This is a genomic window from Vibrio sp. 10N.247.310.24 (assembly GCF_041467175.1).
GTDB lineage: Bacteria > Pseudomonadota > Gammaproteobacteria > Enterobacterales > Vibrionaceae > Vibrio > Vibrio tasmaniensis_A.
In genome coordinates this window covers 1-1,389 of the sequence record NZ_JBFSUD010000186.1, presented here as the reverse complement: position 1 = coordinate 1,389, position 1,389 = coordinate 1, and the positions used below count along the sequence as shown (strand labels likewise).

At 43.6% G+C, this 1,389-nt stretch carries 4 protein-coding genes; all 4 read right to left on the bottom strand.

What is annotated here, in order from left to right; translation table 11 throughout:
• The coding region (locus tag AB6E08_RS23315; RefSeq protein ID WP_372160352.1) for a DUF3164 family protein at positions 1-592 on the bottom strand (592 nt) is incomplete at its 3' end.
• Entirely contained in the window at positions 585-791 is a 207-nt protein-coding gene (locus AB6E08_RS23310) for a hypothetical protein (protein ID WP_372067758.1), read from the bottom strand. The genes AB6E08_RS23315 and AB6E08_RS23310, both read right to left, overlap by 8 nt.
• A 14-nt stretch (positions 792-805) precedes the next feature.
• Positions 806-1,132 (bottom strand): hypothetical protein, encoded by a 327-nt coding sequence (locus AB6E08_RS23305; RefSeq protein ID WP_372067761.1) that lies wholly within the window; start codon positions 1,130-1,132, stop codon positions 806-808.
• The gene (locus tag AB6E08_RS23300) at positions 1,116-1,331 is read right to left on the bottom strand and encodes a hypothetical protein (protein ID WP_372067764.1); all 216 of its coding nucleotides are present in this window, start codon (positions 1,329-1,331) and stop codon (positions 1,116-1,118) included. The genes AB6E08_RS23305 and AB6E08_RS23300 overlap by 17 nt, the downstream gene beginning before the upstream one ends.
• Between the last annotated feature and the right edge of the window lie 58 nt (positions 1,332-1,389).

Here is a 1,389-nt window from a genome sequence, read left to right as displayed (position 1 = left end):
TTTGTTTGTACTGACCATCACCTTGGCGTTCATAGATTCGAAGGTAAGGCGTTTTGCCAACAACCTTGATTGAGTCGGCAATGGCGTCCATCGCTTCTAACCAATCTGGGTCGGTAATGTTTAACTGGCGAAGACTAAGCACTTGGTTTACATCGATGTGACCTTGCTTGTTTACGCGGAAAGACAAATCAACAAGGGCTTTAATTTCATCGCTTGAATTTTCATTCCAACGGTTTATGCATTCGTCAATTTTTGCCTTAGCCGCTTGGATGCGTTCATCGAACACGCGGTGCTCTCCAATTGAGCGTTGCACCTTGTATTTGCCATCAAAAGAAAGCAGCGTAACGTTGCCTTTGGTGCCACCGTATTTCACATCAAATTCAGCAGAGCTTAGGTCTACAAAATCCGCGACGTTCTGCATGGTTTCTTTCTTAAACAGCGCAAGGATTTCTTGTGTCGCAATCGCTTTTTGTACGATGTCGGCAACAACATCATCACGCAGTAAATCAACGTCTTTGATTTGGCTTACGGGTACTTGGTGGCCTTGGCCGTTGAAGCGAAAACCGTCTTGTGGTTGGGTTTGATTAGTCATTATTTTTCTCCACGATATTGAATGTAAAAGCGCCGTCTTTTTCGGTAACTTCAACTTCGTCGAAGTCTGTTGCATCTAGATCTTCAATGGCAGTTTCAAGAGTGAATAAATCGTCTTTCGCGATGTCTACTTTCTTTTCTAAATGCAGACGTTGCGTATCTAAAAGCTCTAGGTATTTTTCTTTGCTAATGGTTTTCATTTGGTTCTCACTTATTAAAAATTCTTAGGCTGCACCGCAATAAGCTCAGGTGCGTATGGGTTTAAGTACTGAGTTATGTATTTCGCGTTGATGTTGTCGGTCTCACTTTCTACCCAGCGAACTAGGCAACCGCTAAGCTTTGCGATGTGTGAAACTTTAAGTGTCTTACCCGCCTGTTCACGCACTTCGCTTGATTTACTAACAAGCCATACAGGTGGAAACTCGATGGTAATAACAGGGATGGCAATGCCAGTGCTTACATTCACGATCAAGCTTCCTGCCGTTTCTAATCGAGACAGGGCATTAGCCACAGCGCGACGTTTTTCATTTAGATGCATCATTCGCTTCTTCCTCCATTTCAGCCTTTGCGATTGGTGCGCATTTCGGGCAGTAGTCGTAGTCATCGTTAAATTCGATCAACCAACCTTTAGCCTCTAAGTTGTAATATTCAATTTCGGCTTGGGAAGGGTCACAGCTGCTAAGTTCAACTGTTCTAGAGCAGTCACCGCCATCACATTCAACTTCTGATTTAAAAGACATATCTCACCTCAATCGTTGGTTTCTAATTCAGCAAACGCTTTGCGCAGCACTTGCTCAC